The organism is Nocardia sp. NPDC059691 (genome assembly GCF_042733915.1).
Classification (GTDB): Bacteria; Actinomycetota; Actinomycetes; order Mycobacteriales; family Mycobacteriaceae; genus Nocardia; species Nocardia sichangensis.
In genome coordinates, this window is the sequence record NZ_JBHWFB010000007.1 from 23,400 (window position 1) to 46,150 (window position 22,751).

The window sequence follows — 22,751 nt, forward strand, 5'->3', positions numbered from 1 at the left end:
TCGTCCGGTCGCCGAATATCGTGGCCTCGGAACACCCACGCAGGGCCACCGCGATGCGGCCCAGCCCAGTCGCGCCGGAGCCGTATCGATAACGGTGGTGGGAGCACGCACGATGCGGTGGTTCAGGGCTGAGACACGGCCGGACCGGTGACCCGGCGACACAGGCCGTCGCGGTAGTCGCCGGGCGCACCTCAGCGTGGTGCCTGCTCTCGGGACAGCAGCAAGCCGATGAGGCCGACTTCCTGTCCCTGGGTGCTGATCATGTCGCGGGCGATCTGTTCGACCATGCCTCCGTTCAGCCGGCGATCCGCCGCCTGCGCCATCTGGATGCCGCCGTAGTGGTGGCGCTGCATCAGGCGCAGGAAACCGGTCGCAGCCTCGGCGCCGCGCGCGGCGGCGAGCGCGTCCAGTTCGTCCTGGCTCGCCATGCCTGGCATCGTTCCGTGCGCGGCGGTCGCGTGGTGCTCGTGGTCGGCCTCCGCGTGCATCCACGCCATCGGGTGCGGATTGGTCACCGCGAGCCGGGCCATGCGCAGCCAGCCGAGCATCATGCCGATCTCGGTGCGCTGGGTGTCGGCGATCTGTTGTGCCAGCGCGCGCACCGCCGGGTCGGCCCCGCCGTCTAGTCGCTGGACCAGGAGCAGCGCCTGATTGTGGTGGGCGATCATGTCCTGGACGAAACCGGTTTCGGTGCTGTTCAGCAGCGGTGCGGCGGTGCTGTCCGCGCCGACCACCAACGGCCGCAGCGCCGCGCCCGCCACCAGCAGCAGCACCGCGAAGGCGGCGAGCGTGGCCGCCCCGAGCCACCGGCGGCGGATCATGATCCCGTGGTCGAACGTTGGTCGGCGGGCGGCGTGTACACGTTCCGGTCCACTTCCAGCGCCAAGAAGCCGTTGTCGGCGCAGGTGGTCCAGAGTTGGCTGCCCCGCCATTCCGGCGGCGAGAAGCACCAGTCCGTGGAGAGATCACCGAAGGCGAGCATGCCGCTTCGTTCGCTCGTCGCCTGCGTGAGGTCGAACTGGCCTTGCAGCACCGCCTGCACCACCGCGGGACCGGCCAGCACCGGCGGGCCGATGATCGACGCGAGCGCGTGCGGTGAATTCCAGAGCTCGGTGTTGCGGCCGGTGCGCGCGGGCGGGTTGTAGTAGGCGATCTCCCGGACGGCCGACGGATCCCGGACATCGAACACGCGGATGCCCGAGGAGGTCCAGCTGCACGCCAGCGCCGTGGGATCGGCGGCCCGGTCCGCGGCGCAGTAATGCGTGTCGTAGGCGAACAGCGAGCCGCCCGCGGCGGAAGCCATTGCGGTGTCCTGATTCTCCGGCAGGTTGATCTCGAGTTTGATGGTCTCGACGATGCGCGGCCGGGTGGGTTCGGCGACATCGATGATCTTGACGCCGCCGGATCCGGCCTCGTTGGTGGCGAACACGTACGGCCTGCCGCCATAGGTCACGGGGATGTTGTGCTGGCTGGCCCAGCCGTCGGTCCAGGTGAGGTGCGACAGTTCGCGCACCTGCGGACCGGGATCGCGGCGCTGCACCGCGCCGACGTCCAGAATCATCAGCCCGCCCATGTTGTTCGCCAGGTACATGAGGTTTCCGTCGGGGCTGAACCCGAATCCGTGCATGGACGGACCGGGCAGGCCCTGCCACACCACGTGGGGAGCGGCGGGGTCGGTGAGGTCGACGGCACTGACCAGGCCGGGTGCGACGCCGGAACTCCAGTAGGTGTTGCCGTCAGGGGAGAACCCGCCCTCATGGGCCGTGATCGGCAACGGCATCGCCAGGTCGGTTCCCGGGCCGGGGTTGAGCAGGCGTGGATGCGCGCAATCGGTGAGGTCGTAGACCGACAGCAGGCCCGCACCGGTCAAAGCGGGCACCCCGGTGCCGACGAGCAGTTTTCTCGTCTCGTTGACCTTCAGGCTCTCCCAGGTGCCTGCCAGCATGGCCGGTTCGGTGAGCGTGGCGGTGCGGACGGGGTTCGTGGGATCGGCGACGTCCACTACCTGGACGCCCTCTTCGGGCCCGAGCAGGTCGCCAGGGAAGAACGTGCCGATGTAGGCGCAGTGGTCGAAGGTCACCGAGTTGATGCCGCCGCCGCGGCCGCCATAGGCGCCGAGCCGGGTGACGTTGCAGCTGTAGCCCTGGCCGCTGCGGCCGCTGTCACGGTCGGCGGCGGGAACATCGCCTTGCAAACCTGTTTCGGGGGCCGAACCTGGATTGCAGACGGCGCGTGCGGCCGCGGTCGCGGCTATGGCGCCGACCTCGCGAACCTGCCCGGAGGGATCGGAATCCGTTTGGGCGGCGACGATGCCGAATGGCAGGACAATCGCTGCGGCGCCGACGGTCACGAAGAAGCGCCGGCCCCAGCTGGTGATGGACGAAGTCATGGACGTACCGGCCCTCGGCGGTGAGGGCGCCTTTCCCGTGTGCTCGGTTACAAGTCCGGATGCGGTCTCGGACGGCTGTTGGTCGATCCCGAGCGCGTGCGGTGCGGCCGCCGCGGTGACGGCAGCGTCATCGTGTATCCGGACCACCCGATGCGGCATGGTGGCGTCGAACGAGTGTCGAATCCGGCCTGGCGCAACGGCGTCCCTACTCGCCGAGCCGGGCCGAGCCGACCCTCTCGCCATGCCGGACTGTGTTGTCCGGTTACTCGGTCAGTGTGCGTGAGATCGCCGCGCCGCGTCAATACGGCGCTGCTGTATCCGGTCGGATTCCGGCATCCGTGCCGGGCCCTCCGGCGTGCTGCGGGGCGGTCGGCGATGGTCCGGTAACCTTGCCCGAATGACCTCGCCACGCCGTGTGAACAGGGGGCCGAAGGCGGCGGCCGGCAATCGGGCGGCCTTGATCCAAGCGGCGCGGGAGGTTTTCGCGGACAGTGGCTTCGACGCGCCGTTCAGCTCCATCGCGCGGGCCGCCGGGGTGGGGCAGGGCGTGCTCTACCGGCACTTCCCGACCCGGGAGAGCATCGCGCTCGCGGTGTTCGAGGAGAACATCGAGGGCATCGAGGCGCTGGCGGACGATCCCGCGGTCACCGTGGACGATCTGCTGGCGATCATGGTCGATCAGATCACCACCTCGGCGGCGTTCATCGCGATGATCCATCCCACCAGCACCGACGACATGCGCCTGTTCGAGGTGGCGCGACGGCTGATCACCCTCATCGCGGAGAAGCTGGAGGATCCGCGTCAGCGCGGCACGATCAGCGCCGACATCACCACCGCGGACGTGGTCTTGGCGCTGGCGATGCTGGCGGCCGTGCTGTCGAAGACCGATGCGCAGGCCAAGAAGGAGACCGCCCGGCAGGCATGGGCGTTGCTGGACCGCGCTCTGCGCGGCTGAAGGGGGCGCGTCCGTGTGTGCGGCTGAACCTTCCGGCGAGGGGCGCGGCGATCCATTTCCACTGCCCACATCGGTACCGCTTGGCGGTGGTCGCCCCGAATATCGCGGGCGAGCCTTCAAAGCGTATGCGCTACGGGCCGCGGGGCTCGCCACCGAGGTGGCCGGTCCCGTCGAGGTGTTCCGGACCGGGAGGGCATCGCGCATGCACCCGGGATACGGCGTCGACCTCGTGCCGGCGGGGTAACGTGCCCGCCGACGGACTCGATTGCTCGGGACGCCGCCCGCGGCCGCCGTGGTCGAGCCCTCGGGGCCCGCGCGGATGGCATCCGTTCGGCGGTACCGCGGGTGCGGTGACCTCAGATGCAGAAGCTGATGCTGGCCGGGCCCAGTGGGATATTGAGGCATACCGTGACCGAACCGAGGGCGTCGTTCGTCGGTACGGGTGAAGCCGGCGCGGCGGAGGCTGCCGGGGCGAAAAGGGCCCCGATGGTCAGTGCGAGAGCGGCTGCGGCGATCGCTTGCGTGGCTTTGGTGATCATGGTGATTTCCTTGGCTGAGCGATAGGGCGATCCGAACCCGGCCCGGCAACGTCAATCCGAGTCCGGGGTGACTCTGATCAGATCATCCGCCGGTGCGGTGGTGTAGACAAGCCCTCCTGGCTGCCGTGCCCGCATTGGGAAGGTCGAATTTTGAAGTTAGCCTAACCTTATGAATACCACCGTGGTGGTGCGCGAGCCTGGCAAGCGGATCGTCGGATCACCGAAGCGATCCCGGAAACCGGTACGGCGCAGGCTGATCTCGATCCATCGCTGGTCGGCGCTGATTCTCGGCTCGGTCCTCGTGATCCAGTCGACTTCGGGCGCGATCCTGCTCTACCATGCGGAATTGTTCCGAGCGCAACACGCTTCGTTCTATCGCCACACGGACGCGCCGGCGGTGATCGACGCAGAACAGGCCGTCGCGATGGTGCGTGCCGCCGATCCCGGTTTCGACGTCGGCTGGGTCGGCGGAGACGGCGGCGTGATCGCGATCGGGAACACGAAGTACACCGCCGCCTACTCCGTCGATCCCGCTACCGGACGAATCAACGAGCAAGTGAACCTGACCGACGGCGTTCTCGGCTGGCTGACCAACCTGCACAATTGCGCGTTCGGTTGTGCGCGCTACTCCGGCGCGATCCCGATCCTGGAGAATCAGGCTCCGCTCCTCGGCATCAAATGGGGCGCGGTGATTCTCGGCGCGCTCGGCGTCCTGCTGGTATCGCTCGCGGTGTCCGGCGCGGTCATCTGGTGGCCGTCACTCGCACGGCTGCGCCACGGATTCCGGGTCCGGCTGCGCAAAGGCCGCTTCGCACGGGACCGCGACCTGCACGACGTCATCGGTATTCTCGCGGTGCCGTTCCTGTTGCTGTGGGGCATCACCGGCACCACCATCGAATGGCCTGCCGTGCAACGGGCTTGGCTCGTGGCGACCGGCGGCACCACGACCCTCGAGCGAACCGAGCGGTCTTTCGTGCCGCGGTCGAGCGATGCCCGACGGCCCCCGCTGTCCATCGGCGAGGCCACGGCGATCGCGGATCGGGCCGCGCCGGGCCGACTCGCCTACCTGTTGCTGCCCACGGACGCCGCCCCGTACTACCGCGCCGTCGTCGCCGGGGCCTACTCCCCGCGCGAGCACCGCCTCTTCTACAGCGGTGACGTCATGGTCTACGTGAACGCCCATGACGATTCCGACATCAAGGTGGTCGACGCGAGCCACGACCGGCCGCTGGCGAACACCTTCTACGCCAAAGTCTTCGAGCCCGCCCACTTCGGCTGGCTGGTGAACGGCTGGTGGCGACTGATCTGGCTGGCATTCGGCCTGACACCGCTCGCGCTGGCGATCACGGGCCTGTCGACCTGGCTGTTCCGGCGACGGACCCGGCGCCGCCGCGCTCACGCGACGACGTAGCCGCCGACCCCGGTCACGACGGGAAGTGGATCACCTGGCGGGAGAAGAGCGCTTCGGGCTCGGCGATGTGATTCGCCGCCGCGACGACTCCCACTCTGGTGTCCAGATCCGCAGGACCGTAGTGGTCCTCGCACATCGAGCGCAGCGTGTCGCCCGCGACGCCTCGGCGGCGGTTCATACCGGGCACGACGAGCACGTGGCCGGGAGCCGGTTGGCTGCCCGAGGGCAAGTGGTTGGCCAGTTCGATCATCACGCCGAGATTCGCGTCGCCGTACCAGCGCTCGGCGAGTATCGCCAGGGTTTCGCTTTCGGTCACCGTGTGGTGACCGACATCGGCGAGCTCCGGAATGTGCAGCCACGCGCCGGGCTGGATGGCACGTTGCGCCACGCCGTTGACGACTTCCCAGATCAGCTGGACTCCGGTGTCCTCGGTTCCGTAGTAGCGCTGGGTGATCTGCTTGCGCACCGCGGTGGAGTCGGGCGTGGTGAGGAGGTGGCGCCGCGTGATGTATGGGATCAGGAGCTGTTGTCCGACATCGATCGAATTCGGATCGGCGAGATGGTTCTGGCGCGCGATCGCCGGGAACAGGCTGCCGTCTCCGTACTCCCGATGGGCGATCGCGGAAAGGGTGTCGCCGGGTTGGACTTCGTACTTCTTCATCTCTTCGGCCTTTCTGCACTGCTGACAGCCGGCGCCGCGGACACCGATTCCGGCTTGTCTCGCAGGCGCACCTGCCGTCCACGAACGGTTGTGGCGCTACCGAATGCTCGTCGCGATCGGCCGCGCGATCGTGCGTAGGCGACTACTCGTTTCCGGCGGCGCAGGCCGCGACTCCGCCGGGGCGGCGCCCCGATTACCCGGTTGGTCTCGCCGGATACGCAGGTGGCGCCCGGCCGGTGTGGCCGGGTCGGATGCCGCGACCAGCTTCCCGGGGCGGCTCGGATAAGCCGTTTCCGGGCAGTTCTTTTCGATCGTGTGAAGAAGCTCCGAGGCTGATTCGAGCACTGGGTCAGGGGTAGCACGAAGACGTGGCGCCAAGAGCCACAGTCGGTTTCATCCGCTACCGAAAGGAGCAAGTGATGGCAGACCAGAAGAACCCGGGCCAGTTCGGCAACCGTTCCGACACCGAGGAGCAGGCGCGTCGCGGCGGCCAGGCCAGCACCGGCAGCTTCGGCGAGCGTAACTCGGCCGATCCGAGTGCGGCCGGACGCAAGGGCGCCGAAGCGCAGCCCAACGAAGCGAAGGTGCGCGGCGGACAGCACAGCCACGCCGGTCGCTGACGTCGACCGAACACGGGCCGGGCGGTACAACCGCCCGGCCCGTTTCGTTGTGCGGCGGTCATGATCCAGCGGTGACACGGCAGCGAGATGACTGGGTGACCAACTGTCTATGTGACTAGCTATTTGTGACTGGTTCAGGTGGTGATGGGCGGAGAGAACCTGATGGCACGCCGGATGCCGTTCTATCGGTGAGTCGCTGGTCAAGTGTTCAAATTCGGCGAATATGCTGATCATCTGCGATTCGGCACCGGAGCTGCGCGAGTGTCGATCATGGTGCGATTGGTGCCGGCAAGTTACGGAAAAGTCGGGACAACAAGCGCCCGTTCTTGCTAAGTTAATGACTGTTCTTATCGATGCGACGGCGATGTACGAGTGCTGCCGGTCTTTCGTCGCATCATCACGGCGGCGCTCGGCTCAATGAGGAGTGGCGCAGACATGGATGGACTCAGCAGGCGCAACGCGTTGAAAGCCGGTGGGGTGTTGGGCGCGCTCGGCGCGCTGGCCATGGCGACCCCCGCGCGCGCGGAGCCGTGGACGTGGTCCCCGCAGGGTTCGGTGGCCGGCTCCGGTGAAGGGGCCGATCCGCTCACCGTCTGGGATCCCGAGGCGGATCAGTTGGTCGCCTCTCTGATCGACCGGGGGGAGGTGCCGAGGGTCAACGAGTTGTTGCGCACCTGGACCGCGAACGGGCAGCCTTTGCCGGACGGATTGCCGCCGGATCTGCGCGACTTCATGGAATACGCACGTCAGCTGCCGCCCTGGGCTGATCGCGGAAAGCTGGCCACCGCCGTCGAGTTCAACAAGAAGCGCGGGCTGTATCTCGGCGTGCTCTACGGGCTGGCCAGCGGCATGATGAGCACGGTCATTCCCAAGGAGGCGCGCGCGGTCTACTACTCCAAGGGCGGTCACGACCTGAAGGACCGCATCTTGAAGACCGCCAAGCTCGGTTACGACATCGGGACCGCGAATGCCTACGCGCCCGATGGTGAGATGGTCGTGACCTGCGTGAAGACCCGGCTGGTTCATGCCGCTGTGCGTCACCTGCTGCCGCAGTCCCCGCACTGGGTGTACTCCGCCGAGGAGGACATCCCGATCAGCCAGAACGACCTGATGGTCACCTGGCACAGCCTGCCCACCACCGTGATGAAGCATCTGACCGCGTGGCAGGTGCCGATGCCCGTCGCGGAGTCGGAGGCGTTCCTGCATTCGTGGCAGGTGGGCGCGCACATGCTCGGCATCCGTGACGAATACATTCCGAACTCCTGGGCGGAGGCCGACTCGCAGGCCGCGCAGGTGCTGGATCCGATCCTGGCGCCGACCCCGGAGGGCGCCAAGCTGGCCGACCGGCTGCTGCGCCTCGGGGCGAACCTCGACTTCGCCGTCCTCACCAAACCGGTGCTCGGCGCCTTCACCCGCTTCCTGCTCGGCGACAAGATCGCCGACGGGCTGGCCATCGCCAGGGAGCCGGTCTGGGACCCGCTGCTGCGGGTGAGCTGGGGGCCTTTCATCGCCGTGCGTGAAGGTCTGCTGCCCGTGGTGCCGCTCGCGCCGGATGCCTACTGGCTATTCGACGAATTCCTCCGCAGGGCGGCGCTGCTCTATCTGGCGGAACTGCGGATGCCGATCAGTATCGAGATCCCCACCATGAACCGGGACATGAGCCAGCCGCCGCGCTGAGCCTTCCGGACGCCGATGCGCTCTCGAAGCCTCCTGGAGTGCATCGGCGATAGCTGGTAAGTTACTGGTTGTTCTTTGCGGTAGATCGCCGAAATGAACCGTCACCTCGTCTTAACTGCGCTGGTGTGCGCGCGATCGAAGGGTTGATCTCGGCCTAAGTTACGAGGAGTTCTGGAACTTGAGCCATAGGACGCTCGGCCCTCCACATGGCTTGACCGCGCTGCGACCGATGTCTGGAGGTGGCGCGGAGGATGCCGTACCGACAACACACCGGACAGTGCGGTGGACATGACGAACCCGCAGCATATCCAGCACATCCACATCGAATCCGGCGCCCTTGTCCTGGACTACCGGGCGTGCGCGGAACACGCCCGGAGTCTGGCCGCCGACTTGGCGCACAGTCATCCGGACCTGATCGTCACGATCGATGACGATGTCCACGTCGAGTTGCCCGAGCTGCCCTGCGGCGGTCTGTGGCGGTGATCGGCGCCCGGGCTCGAGTAGATTGACGATGATCTGACCCACGACGAGGGAGCGTCGGCCCATGACAGCGATTCGCCATGAGATCGTGATCGACGCTTCGCCGCGCCACATCTGGGATGTCGTGCGTGATGTCGGCGCCGTGCATCGGCGCCTGCTGCCCGGCCGGGTCGTCGACACCCGCCTCGAGGGAGCGCGGCGTTGGCTGACTTTCCCGGACGGGCATGTGATCCGTGAACTGATCGTCTCCATCGATGACGAGGCCCGCCGCTTGGCGTACTCGGTCGTCGAAGGCGCCAGGCCCGCGCTGGACTATCACCACGCTTCGTTCGAGGTTCGCGCCGAGGGGGAGCGCGGCAGGCTGATCTGGATCACCGACGTCTTGCCGGAGTCGGCCGCGCCGGAAGTGCGGATTCGTACCGAATACGGCCTCGCGGAGATGAAGCAGGCGATCGAGGCCGCGGCGGCCGAGTCGTAAGGGATCGGAAGGTGTCGGACATGTGGCAGGGCACCGCGACGCTGTACCCGGGCAGATTGTTGTACACGGGGCGGCTCGGGAGCGCGCACCGCCACCATCATGCCGCCGCGCAATTGATCTTCAGCGCCAACGGCTCCGTCGGTCTGCGCGACGACGCCGGCCGCCGCTGGGCCGGGCGAGCGGCGCTGATCCCTCCCGGTGTGCCGCACGAAACCACCGGCACGGCAACGGGATTGCTCGTCTTCGCGGACGCGCAGTCGCCCCTCGGGCGCGCGCTGACCGATTGTGTGCAGCGCACCGGGAGCGCCGTCGACTCGGTCACCGCGTGGTCGCGGGCCGCGCTGCCGCTGCTGGACCTCGACGACGGCGAGCGGGATCCCCGGCAACTGGCGCACGCCGCACTGACGGCCTTGATCGGCGATCCCGCTCCTACTGGCGCTGCCCGGCACCCGGCGCTGCGTCGCGCGCTGGAGCTGCTGCCGGACCTGCTCGACGGCCCGCTGCGTCTGGCCGAGCTCGCCGCCGCGGTCGGACTGTCGGCGAGTCGACTCGGTCATCTGTTCCGTGCCGAGCTCGGGCTGGCGTTCCCGCCGTATGTGCGGTGGGCGCGCCTGCGACAAGCGATGGACCACGCCCGTCGCGGCGGCACGCTCACCGAGGCCGCGCACGCTGCGGGTTTCGCCGACAGCGCGCATCTCACCCGAGTCTGTCGCGAGATGTTCGGGCTCACCCCCTCCGAACTCGCCGGTGCGGTCACCATGGTGCGGCCGTAGCGAATCCGTTCAAGCGCCATCGGGACCGCGGCCCCCACGCTGAACGGCATGCACACCTTGGTTCGCTACGGCTACGTGCCGTTCATGCTCTTGGCGGTCAACGGCGCCGCGCTCGCCGTCATCGCCACCGGCCTCGGCAAATTATGGCTGTTGCCGCTGCTGGTACTCGCGATCGCCGCATCGTTCGCCGCCGAACGGATCCTGCCCTACCACGACGACTGGAACCGCGCCCACGACGACGGTCGGCGCGACACCGCGCACGCCGTGGTCAACGAACTGCTCACCCTCGGCGGCGTGGCCGCACTGCCGCTGATGGCCGCACTGATCCCTTCCGCCGATGTCTGGCCGCACCGATGGCCCTTCCCGATTCAGGTGCTGGTCGCGGTTGTCGTCGCCGATCTCGGCATCACGCTGACCCACTTGGCCAGCCACAAGATTCCCGCGCTGTGGCGGCTGCACGCTGTGCACCACAGCGTCGAACGCGCCTACGGTTTCAACGGCCTGATGAAACATCCCCTGCACCAGACCCTGGAGACCGTCGCCGGAGTCACCCCGCTCGTATTGCTGGGCCTGCCCGCCTCGGTGGCTTCCGCCCTCGCGTTCACCGTCGCGGTGCAACTCCTACTGCAACACTCGAACGTCGACTACCGCGTAGGCCCCCTGCGTACCGTGCTCGCGCTCAACCAGGCACACCGGTTCCACCACTTGAAATGGGCGGGCATCGGCGACGTCAACTTCGGACTGTTCACCTTGTTCTGGGATCACCTGTTGCGCACCTACTCCTACGACCCGGACCGCCGCTTCACCAGCGACGACCTCGGGATGGCCGCCAAGCCCCACTACCCCAGCGGCTATCTCGCCCAACTCGTCGAACCCTTCCGGCCCAGCGGCGCTTGCGGGGCCACGAAACCCGCTCAGCGCTCATTGCCCGCGCGCAGCCAGGCGATGTAGTCGGCGGCCGCGCGTTCGGTGTCGTAGTCGGGCCGGTAGCCGGTGTCCTGCTGGATACGGGTGATATCGAGGTAGTTGCGTTGTCCGGACCCGCCGGTGGGGAGGTCGATCCCGGCGTCTGGGACGACCTTCTCGATCGCGGCGATGACTTCGGCGTTGGTCGTCGCGCGGCCGGAAGCGACGTTGTAGGTGCGGTGATTGAGCCGGTCTGCCAGTTGCAGGAGTGCGATGGCCCGGCCGCAGTCCTTCACGTAGCACAGGTCGATCGCGTCGTCCGCGTAGGCGGGGAAGCGCAGCGACGACAGGTCCGGCGCGGTGCCGCGGGTGGCGGCATGAACGAGCTGAGGGGCCGGGAAGAACGGGTCCGCGGGTCGGCCGCGCGGGCCCCAGATGGCGGAGATGCGGTAATTGACGATCTCGATGCCGGTCGCTCCGGTCAAATGGTCGGCGAGCAGCTCACCGATCTTCTTGAAGCTCGGTATCGGATGGGGTGCGGTCAGCGGAACCGGCATGTCTTCCCGCAGTGGACCCGCACCGGTCAGGCCGGCGTAGACGCCGATCGTGCTCGCGACGCCGACCCGCGCCACGCCCCAGGCCTCGGCGGCTTCGATCACATTGAACAGACTGCCGATCGCCTTCCGTGCGCCATCGATGGGCTCGTCGGAGCCGGGTGGCCAGGGCATCGAACCCGCGAGATGCACGATGCCGGTGATCTTGTGGCGCGTGCCCACGTCGAGCAACGCCGTCAGATCGGTGATGTCGGCCCGCTCCACCGCCACCTGGGCACCGGCGAACTCGGCCGGTACCTCGCCGGTTCGACGCTGGACCAGAACGCAGCCCTCGCCCAGGTCGAGCAGTGCCCGCACCGTGTGGGAGCCGATGAACCCGAGACCTCCGGTGACCAAGATCATCACATGAGCCTTTCTGTAGTCTAGCTGATTATCAGTACTACTGACGATCAGGCTAGCGATAGAATCTGCGGGTGTCTAGGACGGATGGGCCGGGCCCCGAATTGACCAGCCGGTTGGGCTACCTGCTCAAGCACGCGCAGTCGCGGATGGCCGAGCTGAACACGAAAGCGTTGGCGCCGTACGGCATCGACGGGCGCGAGCTCGGCGTGCTGTCCGTCCTCGCGGGCCGTGAACCCACGTCCCAACAGCAGGCGGCGCAGCGGCTGGGCATCGACCGCACCACGATGGTCGCGATGCTGGACACTTTGGAAGGCAAGGGGTTGGTGGCACGTCATCCGGACGCGAACGACCGGCGTCGCAACGTGGTCGAACTGACACATGCCGGACAGGACACTCTTCGCCGGGCCACCAAGGCGAGCGATGCCGCCGAGCGTGAGTTCCTGGCGCAGCTCGGTCCGCAGGCCGCACAGCAACTGCGGAACTCGTTGCGAACCATCGTGACCCATCCCGAGCAAGAGCAGTCCTGACGCTGTGGACCGTATGGGCGGAGAACCGGAGCCGTCGGCAGCCGATGGGCGAATCGCGCCGTTCATACTCGGCTTCCGGCCTACGCGAATCCGCGTAGGAGATCGTGATCGGCTGCGTCGGTCGTCGTAGTCGATCGCGCATCCGGTCCGGAGCGCGAGCGTTCGCGGATGCCGTACGCTCACGGCATGGTTCAGCAGGCGGTGGCACGACGGCTGTCCGCCTGGTTCTCGCGTCGGCCCGCCTGGTTCCCGGATGTCCTGCTGGCGCTGTTCGTCACCGTGATCCAGGTGCAGAGTGCCGCGATACCGGTGCCGCTCGAGCCGGCCTACACGCCGGTGTCGGGTTTCGGATATGTCCTGCTGATCGTCAGCGGCCTGGCGGTCGCCGCCCGCCGCAGGCAGCCGGTCGCGGTGTTCGGCGTGACGGCGCTGGCCAGTCTGATCTATTTCGGTCTCGGCTTCCCCGATCGGCTTTCCTATCTCGGACTCTTCGTCGCCCTGTACACCCTGGCCGCCTACGGCGACGGGCGGCGGACGCTGATGATCGCCGGTGCGGGCATCGCGGTCCTCGCCGTCGGCTGGCTGATCGCCGCGGCGGATATCAAGCCGCTGGTAGCCATCGGCTGGGTGTTCTTCCGGATCGGCGCGTCGGTGATCAGCACGATCCTCGGTGAGTCCGTGCGATCCCGCCGGGTCATCGCCGCCGATGCGCAAGAACGAGCGGAACTGGCCGAACGGTCCCGCGACGAGGAAGCCAGAGCGCGGGTCGACGCCGAACGCCTGCGGATCGCCCGCGAAGTCCACGACACGGTCGCCCACGCGATCGCCATCATCAATGTGCAATCCGGGGTCACCGCACACGTGCTCGACAAGCGACCGGAACAGGCCCGGGAAGCCCTGCGCACCATCGAGCAGACCAGTTCGCGGGCGCTGCGCGAGATGCGCGCGATCCTCGGTGTACTGCGTGACGGCGACGAGCGCGAACCCTACCCGGGGCTCGGCCAGATCGACGAGCTCGTCGGCAAGGCCCGCGATGCCGGGCTCGACATCGCTTTCGCGCAGACTCCCTCGGTCACGCCGCTCCCGAGCGCGGTGGGCAGCGCCGCATATCGCATCGTGCAGGAATCGATCACCAACGTGATCCGGCACGTCGGTCCGACCAGGGTGACCGTGGCGCTCGAACCCGGCATCGACGCCTTGCGGATACGGGTCGCCGACGAGGGTCGTCGCGCCGCCGCACCGGTCCGCACGGATAGCAGCACCACGACCGGACGCGGCATCGTCGGGATGCGCGAACGCTGCCGGCTGCTCGGCGGTGAACTCGACGCGACGCCGCGTCCCGGCGGCGGGTTCGAGGTCACCGCCCGCCTACCCTTGACTCCGGTCGGATCGCGCTCGTGAACGCCACACCACCCATCAAAGTCCTGCTCGCCGACGACGAACGCCTGGTCCGTTCCGGCTTCAAGGTTCTGCTCGACCTGGAAGACGACATCACGGTGGTCGGTGAAGCCACCAACGGCGCGGAAGCCGTCGAACTCGCTCGCGCCACCCGCCCCGACGTGGTCCTGATGGACATCCGCATGCCACGACTGGACGGGATACGCGCCACCGCCCAGATCGCCGCGGCCGCCGGGATGGAGCGGGTCAAGGTGCTCATCCTCACCACCTACGACACCGACGAGAACGTCTTCGACGCCTTGCAGGCGGGCGCGAGCGGGTTCTTGCTCAAGGACGCGGGCCCGGCCGAACTGCTGCACGCCATCCGAGTGATCGCCGCTGGTGACGCACTGCTCGCACCTCGGATCACCCGGCGGCTCATCGGTCAGTTCACCGCGCAGCGCCGGGCAGCCAAGTCCGCCGAGGACCGGCTCGCCGTGCTGACCGACCGTGAGCGCGAAGTCCTGGCGCTGGTGGGACAGGGCATGAGCAACGACGAGATCGGCGCCGCGCTTTTCCTCAGTCCCGCCACCGCACGCACCCATGTGAGCCGCGCGATGGTGAAACTGGGTGCGCGCGACCGAGCGCAGCTCGTCGTGATCGCCTACCAGACCGGGCTGACCGGCTTCACCTCGTAGCGATCAGCGGGTTGACCTCGCTGCCGAGGCGTTCGCGGCCTCTCGAATCACGTTGACTCACAATGCCATAGCACTGGCGAGTACGGTCGCGCGTTCGGCTACGACGACCTGCGCAGCCGATCGCCGTCGGCGTACGCGCGTTCACGTAGACGGCGACTCCCGTCGGCGGAAGCCCAGCTGGTGCCGAGGGCGCGACCATCGACGGCATGATCTTGGATCCCGAACTCGAAGCCTCAGTCGCGTTCTTCCCCCCGGCCGACCTGAGCGACCCCCGCGCCGCCCGAGAGCGCCTCGCCGAGTTGGTCGCCGCCCTTCCGGTACCGGACATCGCGGGCATGTCGATCGAAAATCGCACGGTGCCGGGCGATTTCGACGTACCGGTACGAATCTATCGGCCGGACCGGGCGCAGGGCGCTGCCCTCATCTGGCTGCGCGGCGGCGGATTCGTCATGGGCGATCTGGACACCGAACATCCGTGGGCCGGCCTGCTGGCGGACAACTCCGGTGTGACAGTGATCTCGGTCGGCTACCGCTCGGCCCCCGAACATCCGTTCCCCGCCGCGCACGACGACGTCTACGCGGTTCTGATCTGGACGGCCGAGCACGCGGTCGAGCTCGGCATCGACCCGGCGCGGATCGCGATCGGCGGCCACAGCGCCGGGGCGGGAATCGCGACCGCGGTCGCGTTGCGGGCCCGCGACGAGCAAGGGCCGCCGATCCGCTTCCAACTGCTCAACCAACCCGTCCTCGATGACCGCCAGCTGGCCTGGTCGGCGCGCACTTTCACCGATACGCCGTTCGTGACCCGGGCGAAAGTGGCCCAGATGTGGCAGCACTATCTGGGTTCCGCGCCCGCGACGCCGTACGCCGCTCCGGCGCGGGCGACGGATCTGTCCGGTATGCCTCCCGCCTACATCGCCACCGCCGAGTACTGCCCGAACCGCGACGAGGACATCGAGTACGCGCTGCGCCTGTTGCAAGCGGGCGTGCCGGTCGAGCTGCACCAATGGCCCGGCACGTTCCACGGGTCGCAGGCGATCCTGTCCGCGGATGTGTCCCAGCGCCAGAGCGCCGAATTCGCCGCCGCGCTGCGCCGCGCGCTGCACCCCGCGACCGGCTCGCAAAGCGCGTAGCCGCAAAGGGATTGCGAAGAGGGGAGAACGATGACCACCATCGACCTCGCCGAGGCGAGGAAGCAGTCCACACCGCCCCCGTCGGATGCCGATTCCCCGGCGGGAGGAAATGGGACGGGGTTGCTGCGCCCGTACCTGGGCGGTTTCGCCGCCGTCGTCGTCCTGCAGATCATCGGTGCCGTGGCCGGTCTGGCGCCGCTGCTCGCGGTCGTCGAATTGGGTCGAACGCTGTTGTCGCCGGGCCCGATCGATCACGGCCATGTCCGGATGATCGTGATCGCGGGGGCGGCCGGGTTGTTCGTCCGGCTGGTGTTCACGGCCGCGTCGTCCGGCATCGGGCACCTGCTCGACAGCCGGGTGCAACTGTCGCTGCGCCGAAAACTGGCCGCGCGACTGGGGCTGGTGCCGATCGGCTGGTTCTCCCGGCGCAGTTCCGGCGAGTTGTCGAAGATCGTGGGCAAGGACGTCGGCACCGTGCATCCACTCATCGCCCACACCCCCGGCGAACTCGTCGCCGCGTTCGTCGTTCCGCTGGTGTCGTTGACCTACCTGTTCACCGTCGACTGGCGGCTCACGTTGATCACGCTGATACCGGTCGCGCTGGCCGTGGCGCTGGTCCCCTTGATGATGACCCCGGCCCGGCTGCGTGCGCAGCAGGAGTTCGACGCGGGGATGGCGCGGATCGCGAGTGCGACCGTCGAGTTCGTACAGGGCATCTCGGTGGTCAAGGCGTTCGGCGCGGGCGAGCGCGCGCACCGCAGATTCCGCACGGCCGCAAACGATTTCACCGACGCCTTCCTTCGCATGGTGCGGGGTCTAGCCGGACTCGGCGCGGCGATGCAGGTGGTGTTGTCGCCGCCGTTCGTGCTGCTAGTCGTGCTGACCGGTGGTGCGGTCCTGATCACCGGCGGCGCCATGGCCCCGGCTGACCTGCTGCCCTTCCTGCTGCTCGGACTCGGTCTGACCGCACCGGTGGCGGCGCTCGGCCACGGCTTCGACGACTTGCGGGCGGCCCGGCGCGCGGTCGACCGGATCCGGGAGGTCCTCGCGGTGCCGTCGCTGCCGGAACCTTCGCGCCCGGTCGCGCCGCAGGGGCACCGGGTGGAACTGCGGGAGGTGCGATTCGGCTACGACGCCGAGCACGAGGTGCTGCGCGGCATCGACCTGGTCCTGGAGCCGGGGACGGTCACCGCGATCGTCGGGCCGTCGGGCAGCGGAAAATCCACTCTGGTTCAGCTCCTTCCTCGATTCTTCGACCCCACACACGGTTCGGTGCTGCTCGGCGGGGTCGACCTGCGCGAGCTCGGCAGCCGGGCGCTCTATCGGATGGTCTCCTTCGTCTTCCAGGACGTCCGGTTGCTGCGCGCGTCGGTCGCGGACAACATCGCACTGGCGCTACCGCACGCCGACCGCGACGACGTGGTGCGCGCCGCCCGGCTGGCGAACATCCACGATCGGATTCTCGAGCTGCCGCGCGGCTACGACACGGTGCTCGGTGCGGAGGCCGAGCTGTCGGGCGGTGAAGCGCAACGGATCTCGATCGCCCGGGCACTGCTCGCCGATACTCCCGTGCTGGTGCTCGACGAGGCCACCGCCTTCGCCGACCCGCACACCGAGCAGGCGGTGCGCCGAGCCCTGGCGACGCTGGAAGGCGATCGGACGATCCTGGTCGTCGCTCACCGGCTGGAGACCATCGCCGACGCGGACACCGTCGTGCTGCTGGAGAACGGGTCGATCGCCGAGCGCGGCAAGCCCGGCGAATTGCTCTCCCGCAATGGGAAATTCGCCGAATTCTGGCGATCGCACCGGTCCACGCTCACCGAAGAGGTCGAAACCCTCGGTGGCATGCTCCGGCGTGAGCTCGGGCCATGGAGCAGGCAGCGGAGCGTGCCTGCACGACCGCTCGCCGACGAGACATCGCGAGGAGAGGAGCGCCGATGATCCGAATGCTGCTGCGCGTGCTGGGCGACGAGTACGCCCAGCCCGTACGACGCACCGTGGCCCTAATGACGGCGACCTCGGTAGCGGAAGGTTTGTCCTACGCACTTCTGGTTCCGGTGCTGCGAGCGCTGTTCGGGAGCACGCCCACGGACGCCTGGCCGTGGCTGCTCGCGTTCGGGGCGGCGATCGCGTGCTACGCGGCGCTGCGCTATCGCAGCGATCTGTCCGGCTTCCTCGTGGGGACCACGTTGCTGCGCGGTGTCTACCACCGTTTCGGTGATCGCCTGGCCCGGCTGCCGCTCGGCTGGTTCACCGCCGGTCGCGTCGGAGAGGTATCGGTGCTCGCCAGCGAGGGTGTGCTGCAGGCGATGAGCGTGATCGCGCATCTGCTGGCGCCGACGATCGCCGCCGCTGTGACTCCGCTGACGATCGTCGCCGTGCTGCTCGCCTTCGATTGGCACATGGGGCTGGCCGCGCTGGCCGCCGTGCCGATCGTGGCGGCGATCCAGATCTGGACGGGACGTTCGATGGCCGCCGCCGACGCCGAACGCGTCGAACGCACCAAGGAGGCAACCGGGCGAGTCGTCGAGTATCTCCAGGCACAGCCGGTCCTGCGAGCCGGTGGCCGAACCACCGAGCGATTCCGGCTGCTCGACGAGGCGCTGTCGGGACTGGAGCGGGCGTCCCGCCGTGCCGTGCTGTCGGCGCTGCCAGGCATCGTGGGGCTGACGCTCACGGTCCAGGCGATGTTCACCGTGCTGCTGGCCCTTGGCGCCTACCTCGCGCTCGGCGGGAACGTCGGCGCGGCGCAGATGGTGGCGATGCTGGTGCTGGTGGCCCGCTGCGCGGATCCGCTGCTGTCGCTCTCGGAGATCGGCGGCAAACTCCGCAGCGCGCGTACCGTGCTGGGCGGGCTCGACACCGTGTTGCGCACCGAGCCGCTGCCGGAACCTCGCGAACCGATCCGGCCGGTGGGCAACGACCTGGCGTTCGAGTCCGTCGCCTTCCGGCACGGCGGTCGTACCGTGATCGACGACGTGTCGCTGTCGGTACCCGAGGGACAGCGGGTCGCCATCGTCGGACCGTCGGGTGCGGGCAAGAGCACACTGCTGCAACTGCTCGCACGGTTCTACGACGTGGACGACGGCGCCGTGCGCGTCGGCGGCGTAGACGTGCGCGCGATCAGCACCGAAGTATTGATGGAACGGATCGCCGTCGTCTTCCAGAACGTCTATCTGTTCGACGGCACGATCGAGGAGAACGTGCGTCTGGGCCGTCCCGACGCCACCGAATCCGAGGTGCGCGCGGCGGCGACCGCGGCGGGGTTGGACGAAGTCATCGATCGGCTGCCCGGCGGATGGGCGACGAACGTCGGCGAGGGCGGCGCACTGTTGTCGGGCGGTGAGCGCCAACGCGTCTCGATCGCGCGAGCTCTGCTGAAGAACGCGCCGATCGTCCTCCTGGACGAGGTGACCTCCGCGCTGGACCCGGTGAACGAGGCCGCCGTCCACGAGGGCATCGAACGGCTGATGGCGGGCCGGACGGTGGTGATGGTCGCGCACCGGCTGCGGACCGTCCGGCGGGCCGACCACATCGTCTTCCTGGACGACGGCCGGATCGTGGAAGAGGGCAGCCACGACGAGCTGCTGCGTCTCGGTGGCCGCTACGCCGACTTCTGGGCGTTGTCCATGGCGACCGTGGCAACCGAATGAACCGCGATGTCGATCACGGGGTGCTCTCGTGCTTCTCGAGCCAGTCCCGGTAGTGCGTAGCGGCCAGACGGGCGTCCGGGCCCGCCGTGAGAACGTCGCCGGGAACGTCCGCGAACATGCCCGCGGTGTCGTCGGTGACGACGGTCCGGCTGTCGCGGCGAGCGGCCAGGGTGAGCCTGCCGAGGTCGTCGAGGCGGAAGACCTCCGGACCGGCGACATTGCGGACCCCGCCCAGCGGAGCGCCGGTGGCGACCTCGACGACCGCGTCGACCACGTCCGCGGCGGCCATCGGCTGGATCGGGGTGGCGGGCAGGCGGACGGTGTCGTCGTCGGAGGTCCAGGACAGCACCGCGTCCATGAACTCGAAGAACTGGGTGGCGCGCACGATGGAGTACGGCGTTGGGCCCAGCCGCAGCAGGTCTTCCTGCAAGCTCTTGGCCCGGTAGTAGTCCAGGCCGGGCACCTGGTCGACGCCCACGATGGACAGCACGACCTGATGCCCGACACCCGCTTTCTCCCCGGCATCCAGCAGGTTGCGCATGGAGATGCGGAAGAAATCCACCGACGCCTCGTCGAAGGTCGGCGAGTTCGCCAGGTCGATGACGACCTCGGCCCCCTCCAGCGCCCGGTCCAGGCCCTCTCCGGTGATCACGTCGACACCGGTGGACATCGACGCGGGCACGGCCTCGTGCCCGGCCGCGGCCAGCTTCCGCACCACCTGCGAGCCGATCCGCCCGGTACCGCCGATGACTGTCAGTTTCATGGTTCTCGCCTTTCCCGGCGTGCCACCGGGCGAGCCCGCGATTCATGGAACCGTTATCGGTTCGTTCCGGTCTCGGTACCACGCCGCCCGCTCTCGCCACGGGCATCGGTCCTCGGTCCCGGTGTCGATCGCTCGGGACAGGTGGCCGTCGTACACCGTTCTCCCGCAACACCGTTTCGTCGCACTGATGTAAGAGCGGCGACAGCCCCTGTAGGGGTGTTGGTGGGGCAGGTCGTGCACGCTCGGTTTCCGGAGAAGACCGGAGAGGTGACCGGGGGCGAGATGACCGAACGGCGCACCGGTGGCGCTGTCCACGCGCAGCGGCGCGACGACGGACGGCTTATCGGATCGTGGTTGACCGCCACGGCGGTCGTGCTGAATATCGCCCAGCTCTTCGGGCTCCCGCTACTGATTTCCGGCGACCCCGCATGGGGCTGGGCCCTGCTGCCGTTGGTACTGCTGACGACGACATTCTGGTCGGTGATCCACGAGGCCGTGCACGGCAATCTGCACCACCCGCGGTCTCGCAACGACCGGTACGGGCGCGTGCTCGCCGTGCTGTACGGGTCGCCGTTCGCGCTGCTCAAAGCCGGTCACCTGCTGCACCACCGCTACAACCGGACTCGGGAGCGGGCCGAGGTCTACGACCCGGCGAGTTCCACCTGGGCGAAGGTCGCGCCCGGGTACTACCTGCGGCTGTTCGGCGGGCTATATCTGCTCGAGGTGGCGGCGATCATGCTGGCGGCGTTGCCCGTCGCGGCGGTGCACGGGCTCGCCCGGGCGGTGGACGGGCCGGACACGGTGGCGGGGCCGCTGCTCGAACGCCTCGCGCGACCCGAAGTGTTCCGGCAGTTCCGCGTCGACGCGGCCGCCGTCGTGGGGCTACACGGTGCGGCGTTCGCCGCCTACGGTCCGCACTGGTGGATGTTGCTCGCGGCGCTGGCCGGGCGCGGCGTGATCGTCTCGCTGTCGGACAACGCCTATCACTACGGCACCGATCTCGACGAGCCGCTCGAGGCGCTGAACCTGAAACTGTCCGCGCCACTGGAAGTACTGGCGCTGAGCTTCAACCTGCACGGCGTGCATCACCTGCGCCCCGGCCTGCGCTGGTACGAACTCCGGCCCGCCTTCGACGCCGAGGGCGGCCGACACGACATCGGCTGGTTCCGCGCGGTGGCCCGCCAGATACGCGGCCCCGTTCGGCTCACCGATCGCTGACTGCCGCTTGTTGCGGACACGTCCCCGCCGCTGGCCCTCCGACATTGAATACACCGCAGTGAGTCGAGCCTTCATCAAAGGCCAAGCGAATCTGATCGCGCGCAGCATGAATCGATCGATGGACATCGAAAACTCGTTTTCCGCAGCAGCGTTCGTTTCCCGTGCGACTACGACGCCGAACCGTTCCCCGACAACCACCTCTTCCTGCCCGAGATCTATCGAGCGGACCCGGAAGTGTTTCCGTGAGAACGGCTGCCGGTGTGGCTGGCCGCCCATATCGGGCATGCCGATCGGCAATCGCGGCCCGCCGACACGGCGGCCAGGGCCGAGCCGGGCGTGGCAGTGGTGGAGGAGGGTGTGCCTGCGCTGCCGTTGTTGCTGGCGCGCTGGGCGGTGCTGTCCGCGGCATTCGTGGCAGTGGGCTCCCCGTGGGGCCCGAGAGTCTTACCAGCGCTCGGGTTGTTCGAGGGAGCCGAGCGCAGCGGCTCCTCACTCCGGATCGTGCCCGGCGACCGGGCCGTGCTCTCCGGTGGCGTGTGGAACGATCCCGTCCTCGACGCCGTCTACAACCCGGGGCGCCGATGCCGGACCCTCCCCTTCGTCAGCGGCACAGCGCCGTCTCCCGCTCCATGCGGGACAGCTTCTCGGGATTGCGCACGGCGTAGAGGCCGGTGACGAGGCCGTCGTCGATGCGAAGCGCCAGGACGGTGTCGATCTCGCCGTCGCGCCGCAAGATCAGTGCCGGATATCCGTTGACCTGCGCGGGCTGCCTCGACACCGCGGCGAGCCTGCCCAGCCCGGCCGCCAGTATCCTGGCCACGCTGTCGGCTCCGAGGACGGGCGCGAGGGTGGCCTGCACGACGCCGCCGCCGTCACCGAGCAGGACGACGTCCGGCGCGAGGATGTCGAGCAGATGCTGTAGATCGCCCGTTTCGGTCGCTCGCTGGAACGCCTCGAGTGCGCTGCGGGTCTCGGCGGGCGAAACGACTCCGCGCGGTCGGCGTGCCGCGACGTGCGCCCTGGCCCGGTACGCGAGCTGGCGGACCGCGCCGGGGCTCTTGTCGACGGCTTCGGCGATCTCGTCGTAGCTCAGATCGAATACCTCGCGCAGTACGAAGACCGCTCGCTCGATCGGCGTCAACGTCTCCAGCACGAGCAGCATGGCCATCGACACGCTGTCGGCGAGCTCGACGTCCTCGGCCACGTCGGGCGCGGTGAGCAGCGGCTCGGGCAACCACGGGCCGACGTAGGACTCCTTGCGCCGCCCCAGTGTCCGCAACCGGTCGAGCGACTGGCGGGTGACGATCCGCACCAGGTACGCGCGCTGATCCTGGACGGTGCCGAGGTCGACGCCCGCCCACCGCAGCCAGGTCTCCTGCAGCACGTCCTCGGCGTCGGCGGCCGAGCCGAGCATCTCGTAGGCGACGGTGAACAGCAGATTCCGGTGGTTGACGAACGCCGCGGTAGCCGGGGCGGGGTGGTGATCGCCTGGCGTCTTCTGCGATGTGTCGGCCATGAAGTGGCTCCTGTTCCCTCT

22 protein-coding genes are annotated in these 22,751 nt (G+C 68.4%); 15 read left to right on the forward strand and 7 right to left on the reverse strand.

The features are described from left to right. Nucleotides 1-191 precede the first annotated feature (191 nt). The gene (locus tag ACFV2O_RS16795) at nt 192-821 is read right to left on the reverse strand and encodes a DUF305 domain-containing protein (protein WP_379252561.1); all 630 of its coding nucleotides are present in this window, start codon (nt 819-821) and stop codon (nt 192-194) included. Continuing rightward, nucleotides 818-2,389, reverse strand: coding sequence for an LVIVD repeat-containing protein (locus ACFV2O_RS16800; RefSeq protein ID WP_379252562.1), 1,572 nt, complete (start codon nt 2,387-2,389; stop codon nt 818-820). The genes ACFV2O_RS16795 and ACFV2O_RS16800 overlap by 4 nt, the downstream gene beginning before the upstream one ends. 397 nt (nt 2,390-2,786) lie before the next feature. Here ACFV2O_RS16800 and ACFV2O_RS16805 point away from each other — a divergent pair, with 397 nt between their 5' ends. After that, entirely contained in the window at nt 2,787-3,344 is a 558-nt protein-coding gene (locus tag ACFV2O_RS16805; protein WP_379252563.1) for a TetR/AcrR family transcriptional regulator, read from the forward strand. Nucleotides 3,345-3,700: 356 nt separating this feature from the next. On the opposite strand, the gene ACFV2O_RS16810 is transcribed toward ACFV2O_RS16805, so the two are convergent. Continuing rightward, a complete protein-coding gene (locus ACFV2O_RS16810) occupies nt 3,701-3,883 on the reverse strand; it encodes a hypothetical protein (RefSeq protein ID WP_355080119.1) in 183 nt (60 codons plus the stop codon). Between the two features lie 169 nt (nt 3,884-4,052). On the opposite strand from ACFV2O_RS16810, the gene ACFV2O_RS16815 reads away from it, so the two are divergent. Continuing rightward, nucleotides 4,053-5,294, forward strand: coding sequence for a PepSY-associated TM helix domain-containing protein (locus tag ACFV2O_RS16815; protein WP_379252564.1), 1,242 nt, complete (start codon nt 4,053-4,055; stop codon nt 5,292-5,294). 13 nt (nt 5,295-5,307) lie between these two features. Here the strand turns inward: ACFV2O_RS16815 and ACFV2O_RS16820 are convergent, their stop codons facing one another. Beyond that, entirely contained in the window at nt 5,308-5,955 is a 648-nt protein-coding gene (locus tag ACFV2O_RS16820; RefSeq protein ID WP_379252565.1) for a LysM peptidoglycan-binding domain-containing protein, read from the reverse strand. 419 nt (nt 5,956-6,374) lie between these two features. Between ACFV2O_RS16820 and ACFV2O_RS16825 the strand changes: the two genes are divergently transcribed. The 6 genes from ACFV2O_RS16825 to ACFV2O_RS16850 all read left to right on the forward strand — a co-directional run bounded on the left by ACFV2O_RS16825 (nt 6,375) and on the right by ACFV2O_RS16850 (nt 10,934). Beyond that, nucleotides 6,375-6,575 (forward strand): hypothetical protein, encoded by a 201-nt coding sequence (locus ACFV2O_RS16825; RefSeq protein ID WP_355080113.1) that lies wholly within the window; start codon nt 6,375-6,377, stop codon nt 6,573-6,575. A gap of 435 nt (nt 6,576-7,010) precedes the next feature. After that, complete coding sequence (locus ACFV2O_RS16830) at nt 7,011-8,252, forward strand: oxygenase MpaB family protein (protein WP_379252566.1); 1,242 nt, start codon at nt 7,011-7,013, stop codon at nt 8,250-8,252. Nucleotides 8,253-8,540: 288 nt separating this feature from the next. Beyond that, complete coding sequence (locus tag ACFV2O_RS16835; protein ID WP_379252567.1) at nt 8,541-8,735, forward strand: hypothetical protein; 195 nt, start codon at nt 8,541-8,543, stop codon at nt 8,733-8,735. A gap of 61 nt (nt 8,736-8,796) precedes the next feature. Next, nucleotides 8,797-9,210, forward strand: coding sequence for an SRPBCC family protein (locus ACFV2O_RS16840; RefSeq protein ID WP_379252568.1), 414 nt, complete (start codon nt 8,797-8,799; stop codon nt 9,208-9,210). A 20-nt stretch (nt 9,211-9,230) separates the two neighbouring features. Beyond that, entirely contained in the window at nt 9,231-9,983 is a 753-nt protein-coding gene (locus ACFV2O_RS16845) for a helix-turn-helix transcriptional regulator (protein ID WP_379252848.1), read from the forward strand. Between the two features lie 48 nt (nt 9,984-10,031). Beyond that, nucleotides 10,032-10,934: a sterol desaturase family protein gene (locus ACFV2O_RS16850; protein WP_379252569.1), complete on the forward strand. Its 903-nt coding sequence runs from the start codon at nt 10,032-10,034 to the stop codon at nt 10,932-10,934. On the opposite strand, the gene ACFV2O_RS16855 is transcribed toward ACFV2O_RS16850, so the two are convergent. Continuing rightward, complete coding sequence (locus ACFV2O_RS16855; RefSeq protein WP_379252570.1) at nt 10,898-11,845, reverse strand: NAD-dependent epimerase/dehydratase family protein; 948 nt, start codon at nt 11,843-11,845, stop codon at nt 10,898-10,900. The genes ACFV2O_RS16850 and ACFV2O_RS16855 overlap by 37 nt on opposite strands. Before the next feature lie 71 nt (nt 11,846-11,916). Here ACFV2O_RS16855 and ACFV2O_RS16860 point away from each other — a divergent pair, with 71 nt between their 5' ends. The 6 genes from ACFV2O_RS16860 to ACFV2O_RS16885 all read left to right on the forward strand — a co-directional run bounded on the left by ACFV2O_RS16860 (nt 11,917) and on the right by ACFV2O_RS16885 (nt 19,233). Next, the gene (locus ACFV2O_RS16860; protein ID WP_379252571.1) at nt 11,917-12,372 is read left to right on the forward strand and encodes a MarR family winged helix-turn-helix transcriptional regulator; all 456 of its coding nucleotides are present in this window, start codon (nt 11,917-11,919) and stop codon (nt 12,370-12,372) included. Between the two features lie 186 nt (nt 12,373-12,558). Next, the gene (locus ACFV2O_RS16865) at nt 12,559-13,773 is read left to right on the forward strand and encodes a sensor histidine kinase (protein WP_379252572.1); all 1,215 of its coding nucleotides are present in this window, start codon (nt 12,559-12,561) and stop codon (nt 13,771-13,773) included. After that, nucleotides 13,770-14,447, forward strand: coding sequence for a response regulator (locus ACFV2O_RS16870; RefSeq protein ID WP_379252573.1), 678 nt, complete (start codon nt 13,770-13,772; stop codon nt 14,445-14,447). Before ACFV2O_RS16865 ends, ACFV2O_RS16870 begins: the two co-directional genes overlap by 4 nt. Before the next feature lie 206 nt (nt 14,448-14,653). Then, nucleotides 14,654-15,580 carry an alpha/beta hydrolase gene (locus tag ACFV2O_RS16875; RefSeq protein ID WP_379252574.1) on the forward strand — a complete coding sequence of 309 codons (927 nt, stop codon included), beginning with the start codon at nt 14,654-14,656 and terminating at the stop codon, nt 15,578-15,580. Nucleotides 15,581-15,610: 30 nt separating this feature from the next. After that, a complete protein-coding gene (locus ACFV2O_RS16880; RefSeq protein ID WP_379252575.1) occupies nt 15,611-17,521 on the forward strand; it encodes an ABC transporter ATP-binding protein in 1,911 nt (636 codons plus the stop codon). Then, the gene (locus ACFV2O_RS16885) at nt 17,518-19,233 is read left to right on the forward strand and encodes an ABC transporter ATP-binding protein (RefSeq protein WP_379252576.1); all 1,716 of its coding nucleotides are present in this window, start codon (nt 17,518-17,520) and stop codon (nt 19,231-19,233) included. Before ACFV2O_RS16880 ends, ACFV2O_RS16885 begins: the two co-directional genes overlap by 4 nt. Before the next feature lie 13 nt (nt 19,234-19,246). Here ACFV2O_RS16885 and ACFV2O_RS16890 read toward each other — a convergent pair whose 3' ends face one another. Further along, a complete protein-coding gene (locus ACFV2O_RS16890; RefSeq protein WP_379252577.1) occupies nt 19,247-19,996 on the reverse strand; it encodes an SDR family oxidoreductase in 750 nt (249 codons plus the stop codon). A 234-nt stretch (nt 19,997-20,230) separates the two neighbouring features. Here ACFV2O_RS16890 and ACFV2O_RS16895 point away from each other — a divergent pair, with 234 nt between their 5' ends. Next, nucleotides 20,231-21,214: a fatty acid desaturase family protein gene (locus ACFV2O_RS16895; RefSeq protein WP_379252578.1), complete on the forward strand. Its 984-nt coding sequence runs from the start codon at nt 20,231-20,233 to the stop codon at nt 21,212-21,214. 601 nt (nt 21,215-21,815) lie between these two features. Here ACFV2O_RS16895 and ACFV2O_RS16900 read toward each other — a convergent pair. Further along, nucleotides 21,816-22,730 (reverse strand): RNA polymerase sigma-70 factor, encoded by a 915-nt coding sequence (locus ACFV2O_RS16900; RefSeq protein WP_379252579.1) that lies wholly within the window; start codon nt 22,728-22,730, stop codon nt 21,816-21,818. Between the last annotated feature and the right edge of the window lie 21 nt (nt 22,731-22,751).

What these genes read in the sequence shown, in the direction of transcription:
- ACFV2O_RS16805 (WP_379252563.1), top strand. Translation starts at nt 2,787, where the DNA reads ATGACCTCGCCACGCCGTGTGAACAGGGGGCCGAAGGCGGCGGCCGGC.
- ACFV2O_RS16890 (WP_379252577.1), bottom strand. Translation starts at nt 19,996, where the DNA reads ATGAAACTGACAGTCATCGGCGGTACCGGGCGGATCGGCTCGCAGGTG.
- ACFV2O_RS16835 (WP_379252567.1), top strand. Translation starts at nt 8,541, where the DNA reads ATGACGAACCCGCAGCATATCCAGCACATCCACATCGAATCCGGCGCC.
- ACFV2O_RS16850 (WP_379252569.1), top strand. Translation starts at nt 10,032, where the DNA reads ATGCACACCTTGGTTCGCTACGGCTACGTGCCGTTCATGCTCTTGGCG.
- ACFV2O_RS16865 (WP_379252572.1), top strand. Translation starts at nt 12,559, where the DNA reads ATGGTTCAGCAGGCGGTGGCACGACGGCTGTCCGCCTGGTTCTCGCGT.
- ACFV2O_RS16830 (WP_379252566.1), top strand. Translation starts at nt 7,011, where the DNA reads ATGGATGGACTCAGCAGGCGCAACGCGTTGAAAGCCGGTGGGGTGTTG.
- ACFV2O_RS16845 (WP_379252848.1), top strand. Translation starts at nt 9,231, where the DNA reads ATGTGGCAGGGCACCGCGACGCTGTACCCGGGCAGATTGTTGTACACG.
- ACFV2O_RS16815 (WP_379252564.1), top strand. Translation starts at nt 4,053, where the DNA reads ATGAATACCACCGTGGTGGTGCGCGAGCCTGGCAAGCGGATCGTCGGA.
- ACFV2O_RS16800 (WP_379252562.1), bottom strand. Translation starts at nt 2,389, where the DNA reads ATGACTTCGTCCATCACCAGCTGGGGCCGGCGCTTCTTCGTGACCGTC.
- ACFV2O_RS16885 (WP_379252576.1), top strand. Translation starts at nt 17,518, where the DNA reads ATGATCCGAATGCTGCTGCGCGTGCTGGGCGACGAGTACGCCCAGCCC.
- ACFV2O_RS16825 (WP_355080113.1), top strand. Translation starts at nt 6,375, where the DNA reads ATGGCAGACCAGAAGAACCCGGGCCAGTTCGGCAACCGTTCCGACACC.
- ACFV2O_RS16795 (WP_379252561.1), bottom strand. Translation starts at nt 821, where the DNA reads ATGATCCGCCGCCGGTGGCTCGGGGCGGCCACGCTCGCCGCCTTCGCG.
- ACFV2O_RS16810 (WP_355080119.1), bottom strand. Translation starts at nt 3,883, where the DNA reads ATGATCACCAAAGCCACGCAAGCGATCGCCGCAGCCGCTCTCGCACTG.
- ACFV2O_RS16840 (WP_379252568.1), top strand. Translation starts at nt 8,797, where the DNA reads ATGACAGCGATTCGCCATGAGATCGTGATCGACGCTTCGCCGCGCCAC.
- ACFV2O_RS16820 (WP_379252565.1), bottom strand. Translation starts at nt 5,955, where the DNA reads ATGAAGAAGTACGAAGTCCAACCCGGCGACACCCTTTCCGCGATCGCC.
- ACFV2O_RS16875 (WP_379252574.1), top strand. Translation starts at nt 14,654, where the DNA reads ATGATCTTGGATCCCGAACTCGAAGCCTCAGTCGCGTTCTTCCCCCCG.
- ACFV2O_RS16880 (WP_379252575.1), top strand. Translation starts at nt 15,611, where the DNA reads ATGACCACCATCGACCTCGCCGAGGCGAGGAAGCAGTCCACACCGCCC.
- ACFV2O_RS16855 (WP_379252570.1), bottom strand. Translation starts at nt 11,845, where the DNA reads ATGATCTTGGTCACCGGAGGTCTCGGGTTCATCGGCTCCCACACGGTG.
- ACFV2O_RS16900 (WP_379252579.1), bottom strand. Translation starts at nt 22,730, where the DNA reads ATGGCCGACACATCGCAGAAGACGCCAGGCGATCACCACCCCGCCCCG.